General features: G+C 37.5%; 25 protein-coding genes and 1 pseudogene. 6 read left to right on the forward strand and 20 right to left on the reverse strand.

The annotated features are described in order from the left end of the window. Positions 1-104: 104 nt before the first annotated feature. Positions 105-830, forward strand: a complete 726-nt coding sequence (locus MHI33_RS19990) for a luciferase domain-containing protein (protein ID WP_340913362.1) — start codon at positions 105-107, stop codon at positions 828-830. Then, complete coding sequence (locus MHI33_RS19995; RefSeq protein WP_340913365.1) at positions 827-1702, forward strand: fumarylacetoacetate hydrolase family protein; 876 nt, start codon at positions 827-829, stop codon at positions 1700-1702. Before MHI33_RS19990 ends, MHI33_RS19995 begins: the two co-directional genes overlap by 4 nt. 194 nt (positions 1703-1896) lie before the next feature. Here the strand turns inward: MHI33_RS19995 and MHI33_RS20000 are convergent, their stop codons facing one another. From MHI33_RS20000 to pta, 11 genes are all read right to left on the reverse strand, one after another. Beyond that, entirely contained in the window at positions 1897-2292 is a 396-nt protein-coding gene (locus MHI33_RS20000; protein ID WP_340913369.1) for an SMI1/KNR4 family protein, read from the reverse strand. A 162-nt stretch (positions 2293-2454) separates the two neighbouring features. Beyond that, complete coding sequence (locus tag MHI33_RS20005) at positions 2455-2898, reverse strand: SMI1/KNR4 family protein (RefSeq protein WP_340913372.1); 444 nt, start codon at positions 2896-2898, stop codon at positions 2455-2457. Beyond that, the gene (locus tag MHI33_RS20010; protein ID WP_340913375.1) at positions 2898-4688 is read right to left on the reverse strand and encodes a T7SS effector LXG polymorphic toxin; all 1791 of its coding nucleotides are present in this window, start codon (positions 4686-4688) and stop codon (positions 2898-2900) included. The genes MHI33_RS20005 and MHI33_RS20010 overlap by 1 nt, the downstream gene beginning before the upstream one ends. 11 nt (positions 4689-4699) lie before the next feature. Next, positions 4700-4978, reverse strand: coding sequence for a YwqI/YxiC family protein (locus MHI33_RS20015; protein ID WP_126740939.1), 279 nt, complete (start codon positions 4976-4978; stop codon positions 4700-4702). Further along, positions 4971-5381, reverse strand: a complete 411-nt coding sequence (locus tag MHI33_RS20020) for a YwqH-like family protein (RefSeq protein WP_126740940.1) — start codon at positions 5379-5381, stop codon at positions 4971-4973. The genes MHI33_RS20015 and MHI33_RS20020 overlap by 8 nt, the downstream gene beginning before the upstream one ends. A gap of 174 nt (positions 5382-5555) precedes the next feature. Continuing rightward, positions 5556-5822, reverse strand: a complete 267-nt coding sequence (locus tag MHI33_RS20025) for a hypothetical protein (RefSeq protein ID WP_126740941.1) — start codon at positions 5820-5822, stop codon at positions 5556-5558. 13 nt (positions 5823-5835) lie between these two features. After that, positions 5836-7170 carry a TRAP transporter large permease subunit gene (locus MHI33_RS20030; RefSeq protein WP_268453538.1) on the reverse strand — a complete coding sequence of 445 codons (1335 nt, stop codon included), beginning with the start codon at positions 7168-7170 and terminating at the stop codon, positions 5836-5838. Between the two features lie 45 nt (positions 7171-7215). Next, entirely contained in the window at positions 7216-8091 is an 876-nt protein-coding gene (locus MHI33_RS20035; RefSeq protein WP_340913380.1) for a prephenate dehydrogenase/arogenate dehydrogenase family protein, read from the reverse strand. 11 nt (positions 8092-8102) lie between these two features. Next, complete coding sequence (locus MHI33_RS20040) at positions 8103-8774, reverse strand: RraA family protein (RefSeq protein ID WP_113767831.1); 672 nt, start codon at positions 8772-8774, stop codon at positions 8103-8105. 142 nt (positions 8775-8916) lie between these two features. Next, entirely contained in the window at positions 8917-9768 is an 852-nt protein-coding gene (locus MHI33_RS20045) for a MurR/RpiR family transcriptional regulator (protein WP_113767832.1), read from the reverse strand. 133 nt (positions 9769-9901) lie between these two features. Beyond that, complete coding sequence (gene pta, locus MHI33_RS20050) at positions 9902-10873, reverse strand: phosphate acetyltransferase (RefSeq protein WP_003215086.1); 972 nt, start codon at positions 10871-10873, stop codon at positions 9902-9904. A 240-nt stretch (positions 10874-11113) separates the two neighbouring features. On the opposite strand from pta, the gene hemQ reads away from it, so the two are divergent. The 3 genes and pseudogenes from hemQ (at position 11114) to MHI33_RS20065 (ending at position 12963) form a co-directional block, all read left to right on the forward strand. Then, positions 11114-11884, forward strand: a complete 771-nt coding sequence (gene hemQ, locus MHI33_RS20055; RefSeq protein ID WP_003215092.1) for a hydrogen peroxide-dependent heme synthase — start codon at positions 11114-11116, stop codon at positions 11882-11884. Between the two features lie 67 nt (positions 11885-11951). Further along, positions 11952-12335, forward strand: a pseudogene (locus MHI33_RS20060) (MFS transporter); the annotation flags it as partial. Between the two features lie 313 nt (positions 12336-12648). Continuing rightward, complete coding sequence (locus MHI33_RS20065; RefSeq protein WP_268453526.1) at positions 12649-12963, forward strand: hypothetical protein; 315 nt, start codon at positions 12649-12651, stop codon at positions 12961-12963. Between the two features lie 21 nt (positions 12964-12984). Here the strand turns inward: MHI33_RS20065 and MHI33_RS20070 are convergent, their stop codons facing one another. From MHI33_RS20070 to MHI33_RS20095, 6 genes are all read right to left on the reverse strand, one after another. After that, positions 12985-13563 (reverse strand): YiiX/YebB-like N1pC/P60 family cysteine hydrolase, encoded by a 579-nt coding sequence (locus tag MHI33_RS20070; RefSeq protein ID WP_268453525.1) that lies wholly within the window; start codon positions 13561-13563, stop codon positions 12985-12987. 417 nt (positions 13564-13980) lie between these two features. Continuing rightward, positions 13981-14628: a restriction endonuclease gene (locus MHI33_RS20075; RefSeq protein ID WP_268453523.1), complete on the reverse strand. Its 648-nt coding sequence runs from the start codon at positions 14626-14628 to the stop codon at positions 13981-13983. A 478-nt stretch (positions 14629-15106) separates the two neighbouring features. Next, on the reverse strand, positions 15107-15277 hold the full coding sequence (locus MHI33_RS20080; RefSeq protein WP_268453521.1) for a hypothetical protein: 171 nt from the start codon (positions 15275-15277) through the stop codon (positions 15107-15109). 75 nt (positions 15278-15352) lie between these two features. Next, positions 15353-15559: a hypothetical protein gene (locus tag MHI33_RS20085; protein ID WP_268453520.1), complete on the reverse strand. Its 207-nt coding sequence runs from the start codon at positions 15557-15559 to the stop codon at positions 15353-15355. A gap of 407 nt (positions 15560-15966) precedes the next feature. Next, a complete protein-coding gene (locus MHI33_RS20090) occupies positions 15967-16245 on the reverse strand; it encodes a hypothetical protein (protein WP_226804342.1) in 279 nt (92 codons plus the stop codon). 38 nt (positions 16246-16283) lie between these two features. Continuing rightward, a complete protein-coding gene (locus MHI33_RS20095; protein WP_226804344.1) occupies positions 16284-16487 on the reverse strand; it encodes a helix-turn-helix transcriptional regulator in 204 nt (67 codons plus the stop codon). Positions 16488-16603: 116 nt separating this feature from the next. On the opposite strand from MHI33_RS20095, the gene MHI33_RS22125 reads away from it, so the two are divergent. Beyond that, entirely contained in the window at positions 16604-16765 is a 162-nt protein-coding gene (locus MHI33_RS22125; protein WP_226804346.1) for a helix-turn-helix domain-containing protein, read from the forward strand. Positions 16766-17077: 312 nt separating this feature from the next. On the opposite strand, the gene MHI33_RS20100 is transcribed toward MHI33_RS22125, so the two are convergent. The 3 genes from MHI33_RS20100 to MHI33_RS20110 are packed head-to-tail and all read right to left on the reverse strand — an operon-like array spanning position 17078 to position 19983. Next, positions 17078-17635, reverse strand: coding sequence for a response regulator transcription factor (locus tag MHI33_RS20100; RefSeq protein ID WP_229200331.1), 558 nt, complete (start codon positions 17633-17635; stop codon positions 17078-17080). 13 nt (positions 17636-17648) lie between these two features. Then, the gene (locus MHI33_RS20105; RefSeq protein ID WP_268453518.1) at positions 17649-19010 is read right to left on the reverse strand and encodes a sensor histidine kinase; all 1362 of its coding nucleotides are present in this window, start codon (positions 19008-19010) and stop codon (positions 17649-17651) included. A 4-nt stretch (positions 19011-19014) separates the two neighbouring features. After that, complete coding sequence (locus MHI33_RS20110; RefSeq protein ID WP_226804352.1) at positions 19015-19983, reverse strand: alpha/beta hydrolase family protein; 969 nt, start codon at positions 19981-19983, stop codon at positions 19015-19017. Positions 19984-20043: the final 60 nt, after the last annotated feature.

Consider the following 20043-nt stretch of genomic DNA (forward strand, 5'->3'; position numbering starts at 1 on the left):
TTATGGAATAATAATAAAGATTCATTTCTCAAGCCATTTTATTCCCATTATAATTCAACTTATCTTTAATTAATACGCCGTGATAAAAACATGGAGGTGTTGTGTTGCTTAAATCTTTTTTTAAATACGTTCCTTTGATAATTGGTGTAACCTTATTAGGAAAGAAAGATTACGAAGAGTGGAAAAAGCTTGGAAAAGGTGGAGTTCCTTATAACGTTTATGGTTGGTTGCTAGTAACTTACTACCGCTTTTATAAACGGAACCCTATCAAAACAGATATCTATAATGACAGATTGAATACTAGAGAAGATTCTGTTCGTTTAGGTGAAGTAGAAAAGCGCAAAGGCCCTCGTCCAAAAATCGGGAAACATCCTGTACCACATAGACAATTGGACCAATTGGACAGCGAACCAGGAACAAGGGAACTGCTTGATGAAGTATTTAATGAATATGTTCAATCACATACTCAATGTGTTCACTATGAGAAAAGTTTCTTTGAAAAAAGAAATGATGCGATTACACTCATTAACAAAAATGCTGGGGTAACACTTGCCAAGGAAACCGAAGGAGAAATTGCACACATACATCCTTCTGACGGATCTATGCATATGGTGTTCAGTCCAAGTGATGCAAAAAAAGTAATCGAACAAGGCTGGGGAGAACGTCACCCTCTAGCAGGGGTTAAATTAAATCTGCCAGATACTTATCTCATGATATATACCCCTCGTAACAAATCAGAAGTGTTAGTGGTCAAACAACTATTAAATGCTGCGGTTGCTCATATGTCTGCTGGATGTACTTGCAGTACAAATAAGGAGGAAATTAAATGAAACTAGGTCATTTTATAAAAAATAATGAACGATTCATTGGCTACAAATCAGAAGATGGGATTATAAATGTAAATGAAGCTGCAAAACAAAAAGGTCTTCCGCTTCCAGAGTCAATTGATACATTAATTCGCTCTGGTGAACAAGGCAGAGAACAACTTCATCATGTTCTTGAAGCAATTAGTGACCCATCTCTCTATCTTGTAAAAGAACAGGACATTACATTTGATTCAGTAGTCATCAACCCTGAAAAAATTCTATGTGTCGGCCTAAACTACATGCCTCACGTGGAAGAAGCAGATATGGCGATTCCAGACTCTCCAGTTCTGTTTAGCAAATTTAACAATACGTTAGCGGGACATCAACAAGAGATTCCACTGCCTAAAACTGCTGAGAAATATGACTATGAAGCAGAATTGGTGATGATTGTTGGTAAAGAAGCTCGGGATGTCTCAGAAGAAGAAGCGCTGTCATATATTTATGGATATTGTGTCGGTAATGATGTATCTGCACGCGACCTTCAAATGAAATCTGGTCAATGGCTTCTTGGAAAAACACTTGACGCATTTGCACCGATCGGTCCTTATCTGGTGACAAGTGATGAGGTAGACCCAACAAATCTATCAATTGAATGCAAAATTAATGGTGAAGTGAGACAATCAAGTAATACAAAAAATATGATTTTCAGCTGTGCCACTCTCATTAGCTACATTTCTAAGTATATGACGCTTAAACCAGGGGATGTTATTTTCTCAGGTACGCCAGAGGGTGTTATCTTGGGATATACACCTGATAAACAGAATTGGCTTAAAGCTGGAGATGAAATGGAAGTAACAATTGGACAAATTGGACAGTTAAAAAATAAATTAGTTTGATGTGTGCAGGTGGCCTAGAAATGTCTAAGGCCACCTTTTACAATTTGATAAAAAGCTATATGACATGAAAAGTCACATAGCCGCCCACCATCTTCAATATACTATCTCCAATTCAGATCAAAACAGAAGGTCTCACAACCCCGAGACAGGAATTGGTTCATGAGCTCCAGACAATACGCTCACTCTCCTGTTGATTAAGCTTCAACGATACCCCCTTCACTCATCCACGTCAGCAAGTCTTCAGTGATTAACTCTGCATGCTGAGGGACCATTACACCAGCATCTACAACCCACACGAGTTTCTCTTCTTTGGTCTGACGCATGAGAAATACTTGCCCTCCACCATCGTCGCCAATCGCTATATAGCCTCCTGCATACCGTTGAACCTCCCACGTTGCATTGCGTTCCGTAATGTCCTCAGTGCCGTATAGTAGAACATCGCCACCAATGGAACATCCATTTGTCTGTTTCAGCAAGTTTTTATAAGCATCGGGTAGCACCATGTTTAGTTGGGATTCTGCCTTTTTGATGTTTATATCAGTTTCTGGATTGTTGATGATTAGGCCTGGGATTTGGGGTAAATCGACCATTTGGATCCTCCTAGATAAGTGCTATGTTTATGAAGTTTTGCTTTATCTTTAGATTTACTTAACAGGTCACTCAATCCACAATTATATTCCAATTTATGAATTTCCCCTTGTCCAATTCTCATATATTAGTTGATCGAAGGCAAAGTAAATCTTGAAAGGCTTTTAATAGTCTGCTAGTAAATCTAGATAATATTTATCATCCTCTTGTATTTTGGTTAAAAACTCCTCTAAAGAATTAGCAATTTGTATATCATAATAATATATTGCGCTTCTATCCTTTTCATTCAATTCAATTGACATTAAAGCTGTCTCATTTGCTTCAAAAAAGATTAATTTGTTATTCTCAAATTCATCATAGATTTCAATGTCAGGATAGAATTCAAAATCATTAGCCCTTAATCGAAAGTCTCTTACAGAATAAGGGTCCATAATGCGATTAGTGTTAAACTCAGACCCATTAATAAAACCGTAACCTACCTCTATATAAAAACTAATTAACTCCTTAGGAAACTTTAAATCAAGTTCCTTTTCAACATCTAAGATTTCTTTTTCAGTTACTAAAAAAAAACTATTTTCTTCGTTTTTCTTAATAATTTCATATCCCATTATTTTTTAACTCCTTTAAATAATGTATTTGCTGGTGAACCTGCTCCATGTATACCTGCTTGATGCTCATTTGGAAATTTTGCAGGATGCATATTCCACCACTCATGCTCTCCTCCAAAAGTATTTTCAATTATATGGTGAGCATCATACTTATCTCCTTTTTTTCTAATTACTTTACCAGTTTTTCCTGAAATAATATTTTCATTATACACTGGCCACTTTTGTCCAGTATTTCTTTCCCACTCTTTGATTACTTTATTTTTCACACTATCAAATTTCGCCCGATGCTTAGCCGTTTCTATGGGTGACATTTTGCTATACTCTTTATTTCTTAATGCTGCTTTCAAATTATCTATTTGGTTTTTAGGTAACTCTCTACCTGTTCGTCCTTCTATATCTCTAACATATTTTTTTATTGTATCAGAATCTATCTTACTCCCTGTACTAGTAGTAATCCTCTTCACCGCACTCTTCCCTTGATCTATCTTAAAGACATATTTCCCTACCTTCACTATTTTCGCGATTGGGATAATTGAAGCTGCGGACAGAGCTTGGTCTGTGCTGCTGATGTTTTGGCTGGTTTCGGGGTTTTTGCCGGTGACGGCTCGATAACCGTCGTAGATTCCGCTGTATTCTAGGATGATGTTTTCGGTTGTTGAGACAACTTCACCGTCTAATATGCGCTTCGCGTTGCCTCGGCTCCGGCTTTCTGGGATTTTGTCTACTTCTTCTATTCTTACTACACCGTTTGCGATATACGTTCGGATGATTTGTTTATTGGCGTAAACGGTGTATCGGCCGCCAATAAAATCAATATCGGATGAGTCGGTGACAACTTCATCTGCGATATCGAATTCTTTTAATTTTTTAATGCCTTTGACGTTGTATAGTTTACCATTTATGACCCTGATGTCTCTATGAATCTTGTTTTTCCCGTTCACGGCTTCCCTTTGCAATGTCGTAAGGGATAGGTCGTTGACTGTGACTTGTTTGTTGATGTATTTATGTGTGTCATCCCGAACAACCGTCTCCACATCCGTCTGTTCTTTCTCTCTCAGCTTCTTCAGCATGATCATCATCGGATTATTGTCTTTCGGGTTGTCTATTTTGTCATTTAATCCACCGACGGTGCTGCTTATTTTTTCTTCTTTTCCATTTTTGAAAATAGACCCTTTTTGATAGGTGGTGATGTCGATTTTCGGGCCGGTGAACATGGTGCTTAACGTGTTGATGAATTGCTTCATTGTTTGAAGGGAGCTTTTTGTTTCTTGCAAAGCGCTTGTCTGCTCTCGGTCAAATGCATGAAGCAGTCCAATGGTTCTTGAGGTCTCGAGCCAGGCTTTTTGATAGCTCTGCTGAAAAGCTGATTCGTCTACATTTGGCAAATGAACAATATGACCAATTCTGCCAATGGCATGGTTTACATCCGTTACAATCTCAGATATCGTGCGCTCGGCTTTTTTTAGTCCTTGATCTAGTTCGTGTTCAATAAATGATTGTGAGATCAAGCCGTGCTGGTTTGGTTCAAGAGCATGAAGCGCCTGTTTTGTGCTTTTCAGCGCAGTGCTGTATTCCTCAATGACGACCTGAAAGAATTGCAGGAAGGGAATATGACATTCTGTATAAAAGGAGCGGATGGCTTGTCCCGCCTCTCCCTTTAGTGCGCCATCAAGTGAGATGATCTGATGGATTTGTTTTTCTATGGAGCTGATTTGTTGTGATTGCTGCTTTAATGTATTCAGCGTTTGGTCCATTCCGTTTATTAGCGCAAAAGCGTCAAGGGTTTTCATTGCGTTCTCCTTTATTTTCTTTTACTGCTGGAGGCAAGCGCCTTGTCCGTTTCGATCATGGTGTTCACCGCTTGTTCTGTTTGCACAAGCTGTTTCTGAAGAATACCTATGTAGGATGTACTTAATTCGTTCAACTGTTGATTGATTTTTTCTAATGTGTCTGCTTCTATGAGCTGGTTTCTCCCTTTGATGGATGTTGGAAGTTTTGCATTCATTTGAGCGCCTGATTGTTTTGCATGTTGTAAAACTCGTTTGATTTCACTGACATCTATTTTGATTTCTCTACTCATGTGAATTCCCTCTTTTTTCTTCCAATTGTTTCTGCTTTTCTTTCTCTATTTTTCTTTCAACGGAATGGATCTCATGTTCTAACGAATGGATTTCCGATTTTAGGTCACTGATTTTCTCATCAATTCGGTTCACTAGATTGGTCAGCTGTACACTTTTTATCTCTTGACTGGCGGATGCCATCTCTTCTCGAATGTCATCAAACGTATCTGCAAGATGGCCAAACCATGTATGTGATGTCAGATCTGGATAAGTCATTTTCTTGTTAGCATCTGCCAGAGCAGACTTTGCTTCTTTTATTTCTTTTCGACACATGCTCAGTTCTATGATTTGTTCTTTTTTTATGGATATGTCTGCCTTTAACGAATACAAGGCTGTTGTATAACCGATGATAGCTCCAGACATCGTCAAACACCTCTATCCCTCAAATAGTCCTCCGTTATGTTACCATTTCCTAGCACAAGAGGCATATGATTGAAAACGAATTCAACGAAAAATGAATCGTAGGTATTGGGTTTTTATACCTAATTCACACGCGCAAAAAAGCTGAATCCACCAACTGAATCCAGCTTTTGACGCTTATTTGACCGAATCACCAGCTGATGCTGATGGTTGATCGCTAAATGACGTGTCTTTCTTTTCAGGAATATAATGAAGAGAGAAACCGACAAGACTAAAAAAAGCGCTTAACACCAGTGTTGGATTTTTGAATAGGTTCGTACTTGCTATGATCAAATCTCCATTTTGCAAGAGAATCCCTAGTATTTGACCGAATACCAACAGGGTACCTGACGTTAAGAAAAGGACAAGCAGCACTTTAAATAAACATTCCATCAATGCTCTCATGTGTTTCTCCTTTCTATACTGGAAGTATGCCCATTCCGATGAGCCAGCCAATTCCTACAATCGGCAGCATATAGTAAAGAATGAGTGGTATAAATGTCTTCTCCGGCCGGGCTCCTGCAAGACCAGAAGCGATAAAGATTGATCCTGATGCCGGCGGGGAAGCGCCTTCTGTTGATGAAAAGGCAAGAATGGCGACAACAGCGACAACTGGATCTACTCCGACTGAGATTAAAGCTGAAAATGAGACAAGTCCAACAGCTGTTAATGTGGCAGTTGAAGATAATGGTCCAGCTACCAGCGTGACAAGAACACCAACAATGAGCACCATGAGCCACTTCGGAATGGCAAGTACTGATGTGATTTGCGTCAAATCTTCTGCAAGTCCTAATTCAGCAAGCACCTGACTAGCAGCAACAGCAAACAGCATCAATGCTCCGATGGTTGTAAACTTAGGAATGGCCGATTTGAAAAACTTAGACCAATCTAAAGCAGACGCCTTTTTTCTTCCAATTGTTAAGCTAATCAGCATCATGAGAATCGGAATCCACGTAATTAAAGAAATTTGATCCATCGCCTCTGGTCCAATGTCTGGATTACCTTTTAAATAATTTGCAAGTGGACCAATCGTCATGATAATCGGGATCAATGCACCGAAAAAAATAAAGATCGACTTCCACCCTTTTTTCACAGCTTCTCTAAAAGGGACAATATCATCTGGCGGCATCGCTTGAATTTTATTTTTTCTCACCAGAATATACACAAGAATAAATCGGTATACGACTTGATACAGCCCTCCTATTAAAAGAGCAATATATAAATCACCCTCAGATACAAGGGCTGCAACTGGTGCAAAGCCCAGCATGATAAACATGGAAGAGTTCGGAGGCAGCGCGGCTCCAAGTCCGCCATTCCCGGCTAGAATCGTGGCCGTATGGGTTCGGCTCCAGCCTGATTTAATCATCCAAGAAGCCGTAATAGAGCCAGTGGCAGCTGTGTTTGCAGAATTTGAACCTGAAAGAGCACCTAACACTGCTGAACCTAACGTACTCATATAAGCAGCTCCACCAGGAAGCTTGCCGACAACCGAATTCAGGATGCGCAAGAGTGCGTGAATTAATTCCAGCTTTTCGATTAAATAGGCCATGAATACAAACGCAACGGCTGCATAAAGCACCTCATATGTGGATGCAAATTTTAAACCATCCCAGAAAAGTCTTAATGCATCCATTCCGCCAAACAAAGTGGTTGCAATAAAGCCTAATAGCATGGCTTCTCCCATATTTCGTTTCACGATGACATTCCATATAATGATGACGGCTATGAATACAATCAATGCAATAAAACCCATGTCGTTTCTTCGCCTCCCCTTATTTTAATAGAACGCTTACAAATATCACCCTTGCTGCATCACGTCAATGACTTCTTCCCAGCTGGCTGGTTTTTCCCCATTAAACCGTTCAACGAATTGAAAATCTGCTAATCTCTCTAGCTTCTGTTGTGCTGCCCGGCACATGCTCGCATCAATATGAGCTGAATCCAGCATTTCAATAGAGCCAAGTAGTTCGACCGCTCGTCTTTTTGCATGTAATGCACTTCCTGTCACAAGACGATTCATCGTCTCTTCAAAACTTTTGCTGTCCAGCGTTTCGCTTAGTGAAGAAATCACTTGATCTTCGACATTATATTTTTTAGAAATTTCCAAAAATTCAATGAGTAAACCGACAATCCCTTTCATATAAATGCTTCTTATTAACTTTAAGGCTGAGGCATCTCCTGGCTGATCACTGATTTTTGTAATATTCATACCGTATTCTTTCGTTAATTCAATGAATCGATCTGTTCCACTGCCGCTAGCAGTGATTGGAACCTTGTGTTTGTTAACTGGAAGAGATCCTAGCATGGCAACATCTACAAATAGAGCTTCTTGCTTTTCAATTTCGTTTGCCACTTGTTTTTTGATATCTGGAGTTGATGCCGACACATCCACATATACTTGATTTTTTTTCAAACTATCTAATACGGATTGAGCCACTTCTAAGGTTTTATTCGCTGGCACAGCCGCAATAACAATATCAGATTTTCCAATGACTTCACTCACATTACTTGTTAATTCGACGCCTGTGCGGGCTGCTTTTTCTTTCATTGTTCCAGCGAGTTTCTCATTCTGTAATAGTACATCATACGCATAAAAATGATCTAAACCTTCTGTTTTCAATCCCGTTGACAGCTCATATGCAGCTTCTCCATAACCAATAAAGCCTATCTTCATCACAGATTCCCCTATCCCTGGAATTTTTTCATTCTGCCCTCTAGCCATGCAGGCGCTAAGAGACTGATATCCTGCTTTCCTTCGCTCATATAATGTTGAATGGTCTTTAATCTGTGGTTTTCATACGCTAGTTTCTCTTCAGCTAGTGACAGCATCTCTTCTGCTTTCTCTTTCGGGACAATCACTACTCCATCATCATCTGCAACGACCAAGTCACCTGGTGATACTTTGACCCCTCCACACGAGATGATTTCATTCAATTCACCAGGACCATCCTTAAAAGGTCCATTCGGCGTGAACCCCTTACTGTAGATCGGAAAAGCTAATTCCTCTAAAGCGACTTTATCGCGGACAAGACCGTCGATCACGATTCCTTCTATTCCAACAGCTTTTGCTGAACTAGCCATCAATTCTCCTAAATATGCGTGACCCCTATGATCTTTCCCATCAACGATGAGTACATCGCCTACTTGTGCAGAATAAATCGCTTGGTGAAGAAACAGATTATCTCCTGGCCGTAAGCTCACGGTAAAAGCTGTGCCGACTACATTCATGCCTCTCGCAACTGGTTTGATTTGATGATCCATCGCGCCGGTGCATCCCATCACGTCTGACAGCAAGGTCGAGTTAAGCTTTCTTGCCCTAGCTATAAGATCATTTGACACGAAATGAACAGTACTCATTGTTTCCATCATCCCCTTTGAGTTATATTCATTACATTTAATTCATTTAAAGTAATATACATTACTTTTGTGATATGATCATACCATCTCATTTTTAATTAGTAAAGCGCTTTCAAAAAATAAAAAATGAGTCCCCACACGACTATTGTGTTGTGTGATAACTCATTTTCGTTAACATATGATTGATTTGATCTAAACGTGGTTTTGTTCTTTCAGGATCATTCATCGCTAATGCACTTAAGATGAAATCGACGATAAAGATAGCAGATACGACAGAGTTATGAGAGCCTACACTTGCTGAGGAACACGGTAATACATATTGTGCATATTTAGTTAGTGGAGAGCTGTAGCTGTCTGTAATTAAAAGGACTTCCACCCCATAAGACTTTGCTGCTTCCATCAAATCCTTCATACGCTTTGCATAACGCGGATAGCTGACCGCTATAATGAAATCACTCGAGTTGAAATGAACCAAATCATCCACCCAGTCACTTTGATCTGCATCAATATACTGGCAATTCCCCAATAGCCGATTGATTCCTAACGACATGTATTCGCCAACAGGTCTTCCACTTCGGACACTTGTACACAAAACGTGGCGCGCATTGGCTATTTTCCCAACAATTTGCTGAAAGGTTTCTTCCGTGATATTGTCCAATGCGTACTGGATATTTTGAAATTGCAATTCTACATGGTTATGCAGGAGCTTACTCTTATTTGAATGCTTGAGATTCGCCTCAAGTCTTGTTTGAGGGTCAGCTTTATGCTTCATCGCTGATTGAAGCTCTTTTTGAAACTCAGAAAAACCAGAATACCCCACAGCAGCAGAGAATCGCATGATGGTTGCTGTACTCGTCCCGACTTTTGACGCTAATTTATCGACAGTTAAAAACGCAACCTCCATTGGATGTTGTACGATATAATCTGCAATTCTCCTCTGTGCATCAGTTAAAAACGCGACCTTATGCTGAAGCTTATGTATTAAATCCTCCATTTTAGCACCTGCCCATCCTATCGGCTTTATCTACGTTCAGATTGTTTTCTTTCTATATTGTACACATTTGTCCAAAATAAAAAAACAGCCAGCACGAATCTATCGCGCTGACTGTTTTAGCCGAGATGCTATTTTATAGTGCTTGAGCTGCTGTGATAAGTGCAAGGTTGTAAACGTCTTCGGCATTACAGCCTCTTGAAAGGTCGTTTACTGGCTGGTTTAAGCCTTGCAAGATTGGACCTACAGCTTCAAAGTTACCTAAGCGCTGTGCAATTTTGTAGCCGATGTTTCCAGCTTCTAGGCTAGGGAAAACAAATACGCTAGCATCGCCTTTAATGACGGAATCTGGTGCTTTTTTCGCTGCTACTGAAGGAACGAAAGCTGCATCGAATTGGAATTCCCCATCAAGTACAAGCTCAGGTGCCTTTTCTTTTGCAATACGAACTGCTTCAGATACTTTTTCTGTTTCGTCTGATTTTGCTGAGCCTTTTGTAGAGAAGCTAAGCATTGCCACACGTGGTTCGATGTCGAACATTTTGGCTGTGTTAGCACTTTCGATCGCAATTTCAGCTAGATCTTGGCTATCTGGTGCAATGTTGATTGCACAATCAGCAAACACATATTGCTCTTCGCCACGAGCCATGATGAAGACGCCAGATGTTTTCTTTACGCCTTCTTTTGTTTTAATGATTTGAAGTGCTGGGCGTACTGTGTCAGCAGTTGAGTGTGCTGCACCGCTCACAAGTCCGTCTGCAAGACCTTTGTACACAAGCATCGTACCGAAGTAGTTTTCATCTAGTAATGCTTTTCTTGCTTGCTCTTCTGTTGCTTTGCCTTTACGTCTTTCTACGAAAGCTTGTACAAGCTCTTCAAAACCTTCATATGTATGAGGATCATACACGTCAACACCATCAAGTGTAAGACCTAATTCTTTTGCTTTTGCTTCAACTTCTTGTGTTTTACCTACAACAATTGGCTGCAAGACTTTGCCATCTGCTAGTTTTTGAACGGCTGTTAGAATGCGTTCGTCCATTCCCTCAGGAAAAACGATCTTTACTCCTTTACCTGCAACCTTTTCCTGAACTGTTGAAAAAATATCTGCCACTTATATACCCTCCTTGATTTTACAAAAAAAGCGTTCTCTTTTAAGCATACTCTTCTTCTCCATAAATTCAAACTACCAACTTACATTATAGCGCTTACAAATTAAATTCTTATTTTTCAAACTAATTTAATCAATTTCCATAAAAGCTGACTTCGTCGTTCAAGTTTTGATCACATCTTCATTTGGACAAACTATGTTATAGTTGGAACAGATGGAAAACTGTAAATAGGAGTGAAATAAATGAGCGAACAACATACAACCAATGAAGCAGCTCAAACACTAGACGGCTGGTATGCACTGCATGATTTTAGAACCTTTGACTGGACAGCTTGGAAGCTGCTGACAAGTGATGAGCGCCAAGCGATTCTTCATGAGTTCACAGGTCTATTAGAAAAATGGAAAACAGCTGAGCACGATAAGGCTGGAAGCCAAACAATCTATAGTATTGTCGGCCAAAAAGCAGATATTATGCTCATGATTTTGCGTCCAACCATGGAAGAACTGGGTGAAATTGAACTTGAATTCAACAAGACACGACTAGCAGAGTTTACGATCCCAGCTTATTCGTACGTTTCAGTTGTTGAACTTAGCAACTACTTAGCAGGAGGCGGAGATGGCGGAGATCCTTACGAGAACCCACATGTACGTGCGCGTCTATACCCAGAGCTCCCTTCTTCTCAATACGTATGCTTCTATCCAATGGATAAAAGACGTTCCGGCAACGACAACTGGTACATGCTCTCTATGGATGAGCGTAAATCACTCATGAGAAGCCACGGCTTAATTGGCCGCAGTTATGCTGGGAAAGTAAAGCAGATCATTACAGGCTCCGTCGGTTTTGATGATTATGAGTGGGGCGTCACTCTTTTCTCTGACGATGTGCTTCAATTCAAAAAATTGGTTTATGAAATGCGCTTTGATGAAGTCAGTGCACGCTACGGCGAATTTGGTTCTTTCTTTGTCGGAAACCGATTAGCAAACGAGCAGCTGGCGTCTTATTTTCATGTATGATAAACTCTTAAGGCTTCGGATCTTTCCGAAGCCTTTTTATATATTTTTTTAGAAGGGTGATCACATCATGAAAAACTTCCCCATCGCTATTTTTGCTTTAACGCTCGGTGCGTTTTCAATTGGTATAACTGAATTTGTCATTATGGGACTTTTACCAAACGTTGCTAACGACCTTCATGTATCTATCTCTGCTTCAGGGCAGCTGATTACTGGATATGCACTTGGTGTGGCAGTTGGCGGACCTATTTTAACGTTATCGACTGGGAAAATGTCGAGGAAACGTCTTCTCATTCTATTAATGATCCTGTTCGTGGCGGGAAATGCTGTCGCTGCTATATCAACCTCTTATGGTCTATTAATGGCTGCACGTATTTTGACATCATTTGCTCACGGGACCTTCTTTGGTGTCGGAGCGATCATGGCGGCACGGCTTGTGCCTAAGGAGAAAAATATGCATTTTGGTCAAAAATACATACTGGTGAACTGATCAGCGCCACCGAAATTGACATCTTGCAAATTTGAGCGATAAAATTTTCATATATTCTTTAAATAAGTACATTAATAATTTGTTGGAAAAATTCTTTCCTATGCTATGATGAACTAAACATAAATTTGGATAGAAGATTTAGCTTTTGGAATGGAAAAGATGCCCTAGGTGCAACAGTAATCATGCCTGATCAAGATTGAAGAAGAAGGGAACGTTTGAGGTCATGCTGCATTGGCATGTTGAGATTAAAAAGTATATTTAATGAGGTGTTGATGTTATGAAAAAGTTTGTTTTTATAATCTTATTTTCTATTTTTTTCTTATTTTCTTGTTTTTCTATATATAACCGGTTAGCTAATGGAGATATGATGTCTCGAGAGGAATTGTTGAGAGATACTATTTTTGAACTTGTAAAAGAAGATTATTCTGAGAAGGATATTATTGACATTGATATAAAATATAACTTTATTAAGGGAGGTTCTATTCCTTATGAAGCTTATGTGAAGATAAAAGATAAAGAGGATGTTTTTATTTATAGTTGGGTTGATAAAGAAAGAACAGCAGTTGAAAAAGTAGGAATTACATCCGAATGAGTTAACTCATTCGGATGTTTTTTAATTTATTCTACCAATTGTTTTGAGGCCGTTAAAGTCACCGTTTCTTAAAAACATATATGGTTGAATTATTTCAGGGACGTCAAAAACGGTCACTGATACATATGGACCACCAGCTACATACCAATCTTTAAATTTAACGTTTGCACCCTTATAATAGGCTTGCCACACTAATTTCGAACAATATGTTGACCTAAAATGGTATGGACCGCTTGAAATAAAATATTTTATTTTTTTATATTTTCCTTTTATAAAGTTCTTGTCAGCCCATATTGCTGCTTGTTTTGCTTTACTTGCATTTTTGTATCGTACAATCTTTGTTTTTGGGAATCTTGATTTCCAAGATTTCAGACTTATCTTTCTTGGATGATATCCTGGTCCTGCAATGTGAATAACACTTTTTCCATCATTCGCAACTATACCTGTATGGCCTACAAGTTTTGCTACTGGTCCAACTGGAGTTACTAAGATATCACCAGATTTGACCTTAGGAGCAGCTGCCTCTGTTTTTGGCGAAAAGATAAAAGTTGTAGCGATAATTGTTATTAATGTTGCTGTTATTAACTTACGAAGTTGCATTTTATACTATCCTTTCTGTTTTCAATTTTTCACCTGTATTACTAATATAGGTTTATTTTTCTAATTTTATATTATTTTTGATGGAAAAACTACGAAAATAGCCTAAAATTTATGTAATTTTAAGGTTAAACTAAGGAATAAGAAACAGGTAATCACATTTCTATAATATGAGGTCTCAATAATGGTTATTAGACTATCCAAAACTTCTACTGACCTAATGTTGAACCCTTATAGAGATGTATCAAGAGATTACCCTTTTCTATAGTAAACATCTAAAAAAAATGAATAAACTTTTAGAAGAAAAGTATGGATTGAAACTATGTTCTATCGAAACATAAAACCCCCCATTCTCATATAGATGTGGGGGTTCATTTGAATAGCAACAGACATATATACTTATGAAGTCAGAAAGAAAATTCACAGGATTGGCTTTGTATGTGAGCATTTGGGATATGTTGTGCAACCATAAAACGAACGGCCAGAATGCCTATTTTTTTTACGGGCCATTTGAGCTCCACAAACACACTTGATCGGCTTTGCCTTTACTTTCTGTTTGAATTCACCAGCTGTCATGCTTACTGATAAATTGAGTGCTGTCATTAGTTCAATGAGTTTGTATCTATCTAAAAGCTTAACATCATTACTTTCAGCCAGTTCTCGTGCATCTTTTGTATAAAAGTTGTTCGTGATCACCCAGGACTCTTCAGCCTTATAGTGATTTTTAGCGGCCACTATTTCCTGAATCGCTTTTATACCGACCTTAGCTTTTTGACGCTTTGCTTGCACTACGATCTTTGTGCCTGATTTTTTTATGATGAGATCAGCCTCAAAATCCTTCCTTTCAGGTGTCACCTGAACCTTATAATCATTGGCCCTAAACATATATGCGAGGTATTGCTCAAACTGAAAACCGTCCATATGGTCAATATCCTTAATGCTTGACTTTACGAATTTGCTCTTGTTTTTGTTTTTTGAAAGAAAGCTTGCAACAAGATAACAAAAACCTATCATTACGATTACGGCAAATACAATAAACAAAACATTCCAGGTGTTAGGTAGTTTCAATAAGATATTTCTCCTCACCAAAATTGACTCCTCCTATTGTAAAGAAAGAAAAAAACCTCCTAAATAGGAGGCTGTCTTTGCTCAGAAAATTCCACTCTTTTATTTTCAAAGCTTGACTTTAGTTTCATTTTTACAGTATCCATTTAGTAATTTGGTCGTTTCCTTTGGCGTGGCTTTTTTCTCCCCCAATTTCTCCAAATTTTTCTTAAACAAAAACTATAAGCCTTAGAATTTTCAAGAATAGGTTTCCCGCACTGTTTACCAGTTGCTATTACTTCTCGTTCAAATTTATTGTCTTAATGTTGTTCTTAATGTCAGTACAAGTTTTATTGATAAAAAGCCTCAATTCCATGTAAAAGTCTTATTTCGTCATTTTGCATGCTTCAACTTCCAACAGCAATAACTCTAGATATACTGTTGCATGCATTTTAGTAAGAAGATAATCATCCGGCATCATTTGAATTTATGTTCTTCCCAGCTACGTTGAAATTAACTTGTTGTCTTTACGTTCAATGTAACCACGTTTGATTAGTAGCTCAATGATAGAATCGCGCGTTGCCACCGTACCGATTCCTTCAGCACGTTTCCATGTTTTCTTCTCTTCATCATCTAATAGCCCCTTTATATTCAATTTTTGGTGCAGCTGCATACGCCGTATTTTTCTTGAAAAGATTGAATAAAAATGACAGTTCAAATTCATTACTTTCAATCTGTTCTTCAAAAACTAATTCTTAAAATTTTTTTCAACATGATTAATCAATTTTTCTTTCCCATCCATTTCTAAACAGCCCTCATTATTAATCCCAAATGTTTCTATCCTCTTGGCTGTATAATTAGTGGTTGGGTTATCATTTGTGGAAAGCATTAAAGAAGCTATAACAATTAAACTTAAAACAATCAATAAACGCCTTAATAATAATTTCTTATACATATCCTCACCCTTTTTAATAAAAAAAGAGTATTCCTTTTTAAGAAATACTCTTTTTTCTTGCTATTTATTTAGTTCATCTCATGGCACGTCAAGTTAGAATGAATGCCGTAATAAAAGACTGTAGATGCTACAATTAAATATGGAAACCAACTTAAAATACATTATATGGTACAAGAAATGTAACTTCCATATTTATTCGTATTATCTCTTTTTATAATGTTGGTTTTTGGCATGTACCAACAACCTTGGATTTCCTATCATAAATAGAAAACCTCAGTCACGAATTGGATCACAAGTGGATTTTAAGCTTCTCCCCACTAACTAGATTAGTCGTATAGTTAACTTGGTTGGTGATCTTCGACCAAGCACCACGCATAATTTTTTTAAAAAGAACATTTTAATAACAATTACAGTTTAACTTGCTCTCTATAACTAACTGATCTTGACCTACCAACCTTAACCAGTTCACTATTTCTATTCTTGCGTTTAGCAAGAACTTTGCCTTCTATTGTTCTTACTGTTCTTATATCATAATAAATTTCATGCAATCTTAAGACTTGATTATTATGGACATTTTGAACAAATAAACTTGATTTCAGAACATAAATCTCTTTATTAAAGGTCTTAATCGTCACTGTATTAGCAAGATCAACAAATTCAAATCTTACCATTTTTTCTTCTGACATTTTTTGCACCTGTCTCATATGTAATGTTGCACCACCGTTTATAAATTTTCTGTTAAATCCTCTGTCTTTATTCCTAATGTTTGCGCGATTTTCATCATCACAGCAAGAGAGGATTTATTATAGTCACCATTCTCAATCTTAGAGATGGTTGCTTGTGAAACCCCGGATACTGCTGCCAACTGAAACTGGGTCCACCCTTTTTCTTTTCTCTTTTCTTTAACGATGTTCTTTATTGTTTTCAACTCCTTAAGGTATTTTTCAAAACTTTTATTCCTTCAGGAATATTCATCAGAAATTAAAATATCTCACCTTTTTCTGCTATTATTAAATTAATAACAAACATTGGTGCGTGGATCTTATGAACGAATTACAAAATGAAATAGGAAGAAGAATTCTCAAACGCAGGCAAGCATTAAAGATATCATCTACTGAATTCTCTCGCCTTTCAGGAGTCTCCCAATCCTCTATAAGTAAAATTGAAATGGGGACTTCCTCACCCAAACATCGAGACACTGATTAAAATTTGCAATGCTTTAAATATTTTATGAAGTTCTGCCTAAATCTCTCTTCCCTGAAATTGATGATAGTGCTCAGATTAATGAAAAGCTTATGCATGTACTTAATAAATGTCAGGTGGCGAAATAGAGTTTATTCAATCATTTTTATCAACTACTGTTCTTTCACATATGAACAATATTGCCCCCTCATACAATCCTTCAACGAATTAAGTGATAAGGAACGTGACTTATTGAGGGCATTTTTAAATTCGATTACGAATATTACTTTACAAGATGATAAAACAAAAAGGGAGGGTTAATTTTATACCCCCCCTTTATTTAAGTTTCTCCTTTATCGTCTTCAACTGTTTTTTTATTGTTTCGACCGATTTAAACAAATGTTCCGCGATCTGCACTCTTGTTAACCCTTTTTCTTTTAATTTATAAACCTCTCTTTCGGCCGGAGTTAATATGCTAGCTTTTCTCTCCATACGCAGTTCATTAATCAACAGGCTTGAAACATCAGCATTTAATGTAACCTTATCTATAAAAGCTTCTCTAATAAATTTTGGGATATCTTTGTACGATGACTTGTTAATGTAATTCATGGCCCCTTGATCAAATGACTCTAGAATGATTGCAGGCTCTTCCCAGGAAGTAAGCATGATGATCTTCTGGAAACCTCTTTCAACCAACTCTTTTGATAAATCTAAACCGCCTAATTCCTCATCTTCAGATAAAGTTAAATCCATAAGTATAATATCAATTTCATGATTCTCCAGCTGCAAGGCTTCACTTTTTGTGAAAGCTTTTTTTACAACAACCATATCTTTTTCTTTCGAAATTAAGTCGCTAATACCCTTCATCCACACTGGATCATCCTCAACAATCATTACCTTGATCCTATTATCCATAGCTTTCACCAACAATTTCTTTTTTCGAACTTGATTTTAAGTTGCTAACTCTGTTTCTAGGAATAGTTAAGGTTATAGTTGTTCCCTCTCCTAGTTGGCTATTTACTTTTATGCTGCCGTTATGTTTTGTCATGACGTTATAACAATATGTTAAGCCAAGACCAAAATTTCCAACCTTCTTTTTTGTAGAGAAAAACGGGTCTAACATTTTGGCCTGCATTTCTTTATTAACGCCCTTTCCATTATCAGCGACATCAATATGTAATTTACGACGCACCTGGTAGACTCTAATCTTTATCTGTTTATTATCCTTCATTGCTTCCATCGCGTTTTCCATTAAATTTAATAACGTTTCTTGCAAGTGAATAGGATCTGCATAGATATTCGCATCCACTTCAAATAATTTCTTTAATTGTACAGTGCTGATCTGTGGCTGAAGTAGTTCAACACTTGAATTAACAAGGTCTATAATATTAAATTCTGTTTCCTTTAATTCCATAATATCTAGTTTACTTTGAATACGGCTCGACAACTCAAACAAGTGAGTGGCTGATTTAAGAATCATATCAACTGATTCCTGGTTTTCCCCAAATTTTGACTCTTTGAGGTCATTTGCAAGAAGATCTATTTTTGCTACTTCATTTTTTATTGAATGATTTAATAAGGCAGTACCAGATGTTACTGCCTTCATGGTTAAGTCTCTTCTTTGTTTTTCAAACTTTATTTGTACTCCCAGGAAGCCATATTTGATTATAAAATAAACAAATAATACAAAAGCAATAGCTATTACCCAAGGGTTTAGCATCCACACACCAAATATTCCAAAGGCTTCTAAAATTATATTGGTGAATACCGCGAATAAGAGTGTTGGTACAATAACTAGACAAGTATAAATTTTTTGTCTTTTGCTTGTTATACTCTTATCTGTATATGCTGCATAAACCATCAATCCTAAAGAAATAAAGACGTATGGTACGACCCATAATGAAAGAACTACATGATGTGTTTGCCATAGAGGGAATTCCGTAAAGTAAATTTGCATAATGATTACGGGTATGAACAAAATTATTTTCCAAATGAAACTTTGCTTTTTACTTTTGATTATTTCTGAAAACACAAGGCCGAAAATCATGATTGCATATGCTGTTCCATAGTGTCCAATAGATGATGTAATGTAATGGATTAGCTGTAGATGGCTAGATGAACCATCCAAGTAATACGACAAAATTACACTTAAACCACCAAAACCACCAAAAAATCCAATAAAGCTACCCCATCTTGTTTTTTCATTTTCAGGATAAGTAAGAAACAAAACTAAACTCATGGCCCACAACAATGCAGTTAGGATGAACATCATTTTATTTCCTTAGCCTACTTTCAATAAATTGAAGTGTGTCAGCTGCTATTCTATTTCTAGATAGAACAATTCCAGCATGCCCACAACTGTATACGTGCCTTTTAGGTTGATTCCAGCTATTCCACAGAGTATCAGCATCGTTTATGTCGATATACATGTCATATTTTCCTGATATTAAGAGTACATTTTCTTTGTCTACGAGAAGTTTTGCTTTACTAGGGTTGATAATATCCCAAGCTTTGTCGAGTTCTTCATACGTTGTCCCATGTTCCTCCAGATCTCTTCGTATATACTTCCCAGGAAGAGTGTTCCAGATGGAATGCGCAATATTATTCGCATAAAAAGCTGATACAACAATATTCACGTCTTTCTCGACTGTTGCTAATAAGTTTGTTAGCCACCCTCCTAAACTAATACCAACTACGATTATTTCCCCACCTTCATTTTCCTTGATCCATTTAATCAGCCCTCTAAGTTCAACAATAGCTTGCTGGGAGGATTGCACTGTTCGACTTATATTGGCGCTAATCATGTGTTCACCAGAATATGTTGAATTTTGCGGTTCCCTATCGAAATGATAAGGCAACGTGTAGTAATACATATTCCAATCATAACTTTTAACGATCTTATCGTGATAAATCTTCTTGATTCTGTCGTATGAATCCATGCGCCATCCATGTACGAAGATTACATTGGGCTTGTATTTTGACTCTTTTCGTAAAAACACTTCCCCAGAAACCTTGTCATTCTTATCTACACCAGATTTGATGCTTGAATTAAAAGAAAATATTCCACTTTTTAAGTTTGTTGTATGGTTATCGATGTGAAATTCTAAATCAATTGGCTGAGTACTAAAAAAACGACCCCTATTACCTACGTCAATAGGCAGGTTATTATAGTGACTTTCTTTGCTTCTTGTTCTGTGCATATCCATTAATGCTGCGTAATCTATTACTTTTAAAAGCTTCAAAAGAATTAACTCCTTTAAACCCAAATTATTACTATACGAATATTTTAGCATAAAAAGGTT

It is taken from the genome of Bacillus sp. FSL K6-2971 (assembly GCF_038006405.1).
Classification (GTDB): Bacteria; Bacillota; Bacilli; order Bacillales; family Bacillaceae; genus Bacillus; species Bacillus pumilus.

Coding starts and splice junctions, on each gene's coding strand:
- MHI33_RS19995 (WP_340913365.1), top strand. CDS start 827: ATGAAACTAGGTCATTTTATAAAAAATAATGAACGATTCATTGGCTAC.
- MHI33_RS20000 (WP_340913369.1), bottom strand. CDS start 2,292: ATGGTCGATTTACCCCAAATCCCAGGCCTAATCATCAACAATCCAGAA.
- MHI33_RS20005 (WP_340913372.1), bottom strand. CDS start 2,898: ATGGGATATGAAATTATTAAGAAAAACGAAGAAAATAGTTTTTTTTTA.
- MHI33_RS20010 (WP_340913375.1), bottom strand. CDS start 4,688: ATGAAAACCCTTGACGCTTTTGCGCTAATAAACGGAATGGACCAAACG.
- MHI33_RS20015 (WP_126740939.1), bottom strand. CDS start 4,978: ATGAGTAGAGAAATCAAAATAGATGTCAGTGAAATCAAACGAGTTTTA.
- MHI33_RS20020 (WP_126740940.1), bottom strand. CDS start 5,381: ATGTCTGGAGCTATCATCGGTTATACAACAGCCTTGTATTCGTTAAAG.
- MHI33_RS20025 (WP_126740941.1), bottom strand. CDS start 5,822: ATGAGAGCATTGATGGAATGTTTATTTAAAGTGCTGCTTGTCCTTTTC.
- MHI33_RS20030 (WP_268453538.1), bottom strand. CDS start 7,170: ATGGGTTTTATTGCATTGATTGTATTCATAGCCGTCATCATTATATGG.
- MHI33_RS20035 (WP_340913380.1), bottom strand. CDS start 8,091: ATGAAGATAGGCTTTATTGGTTATGGAGAAGCTGCATATGAGCTGTCA.
- MHI33_RS20040 (WP_113767831.1), bottom strand. CDS start 8,774: ATGAGTACTGTTCATTTCGTGTCAAATGATCTTATAGCTAGGGCAAGA.
- MHI33_RS20045 (WP_113767832.1), bottom strand. CDS start 9,768: ATGGAGGATTTAATACATAAGCTTCAGCATAAGGTCGCGTTTTTAACT.
- hemQ (WP_003215092.1), top strand. CDS start 11,114: ATGAGCGAACAACATACAACCAATGAAGCAGCTCAAACACTAGACGGC.
- MHI33_RS20065 (WP_268453526.1), top strand. CDS start 12,649: ATGAAAAAGTTTGTTTTTATAATCTTATTTTCTATTTTTTTCTTATTT.
- MHI33_RS20070 (WP_268453525.1), bottom strand. CDS start 13,563: ATGCAACTTCGTAAGTTAATAACAGCAACATTAATAACAATTATCGCT.
- MHI33_RS20080 (WP_268453521.1), bottom strand. CDS start 15,277: ATGCAGCTGCACCAAAAATTGAATATAAAGGGGCTATTAGATGATGAA.
- MHI33_RS20085 (WP_268453520.1), bottom strand. CDS start 15,559: ATGTATAAGAAATTATTATTAAGGCGTTTATTGATTGTTTTAAGTTTA.
- MHI33_RS20090 (WP_226804342.1), bottom strand. CDS start 16,245: ATGTCAGAAGAAAAAATGGTAAGATTTGAATTTGTTGATCTTGCTAAT.
- MHI33_RS22125 (WP_226804346.1), top strand. CDS start 16,604: ATGAACGAATTACAAAATGAAATAGGAAGAAGAATTCTCAAACGCAGG.
- MHI33_RS20100 (WP_229200331.1), bottom strand. CDS start 17,635: ATGATTGTTGAGGATGATCCAGTGTGGATGAAGGGTATTAGCGACTTA.
- MHI33_RS20105 (WP_268453518.1), bottom strand. CDS start 19,010: ATGTTCATCCTAACTGCATTGTTGTGGGCCATGAGTTTAGTTTTGTTT.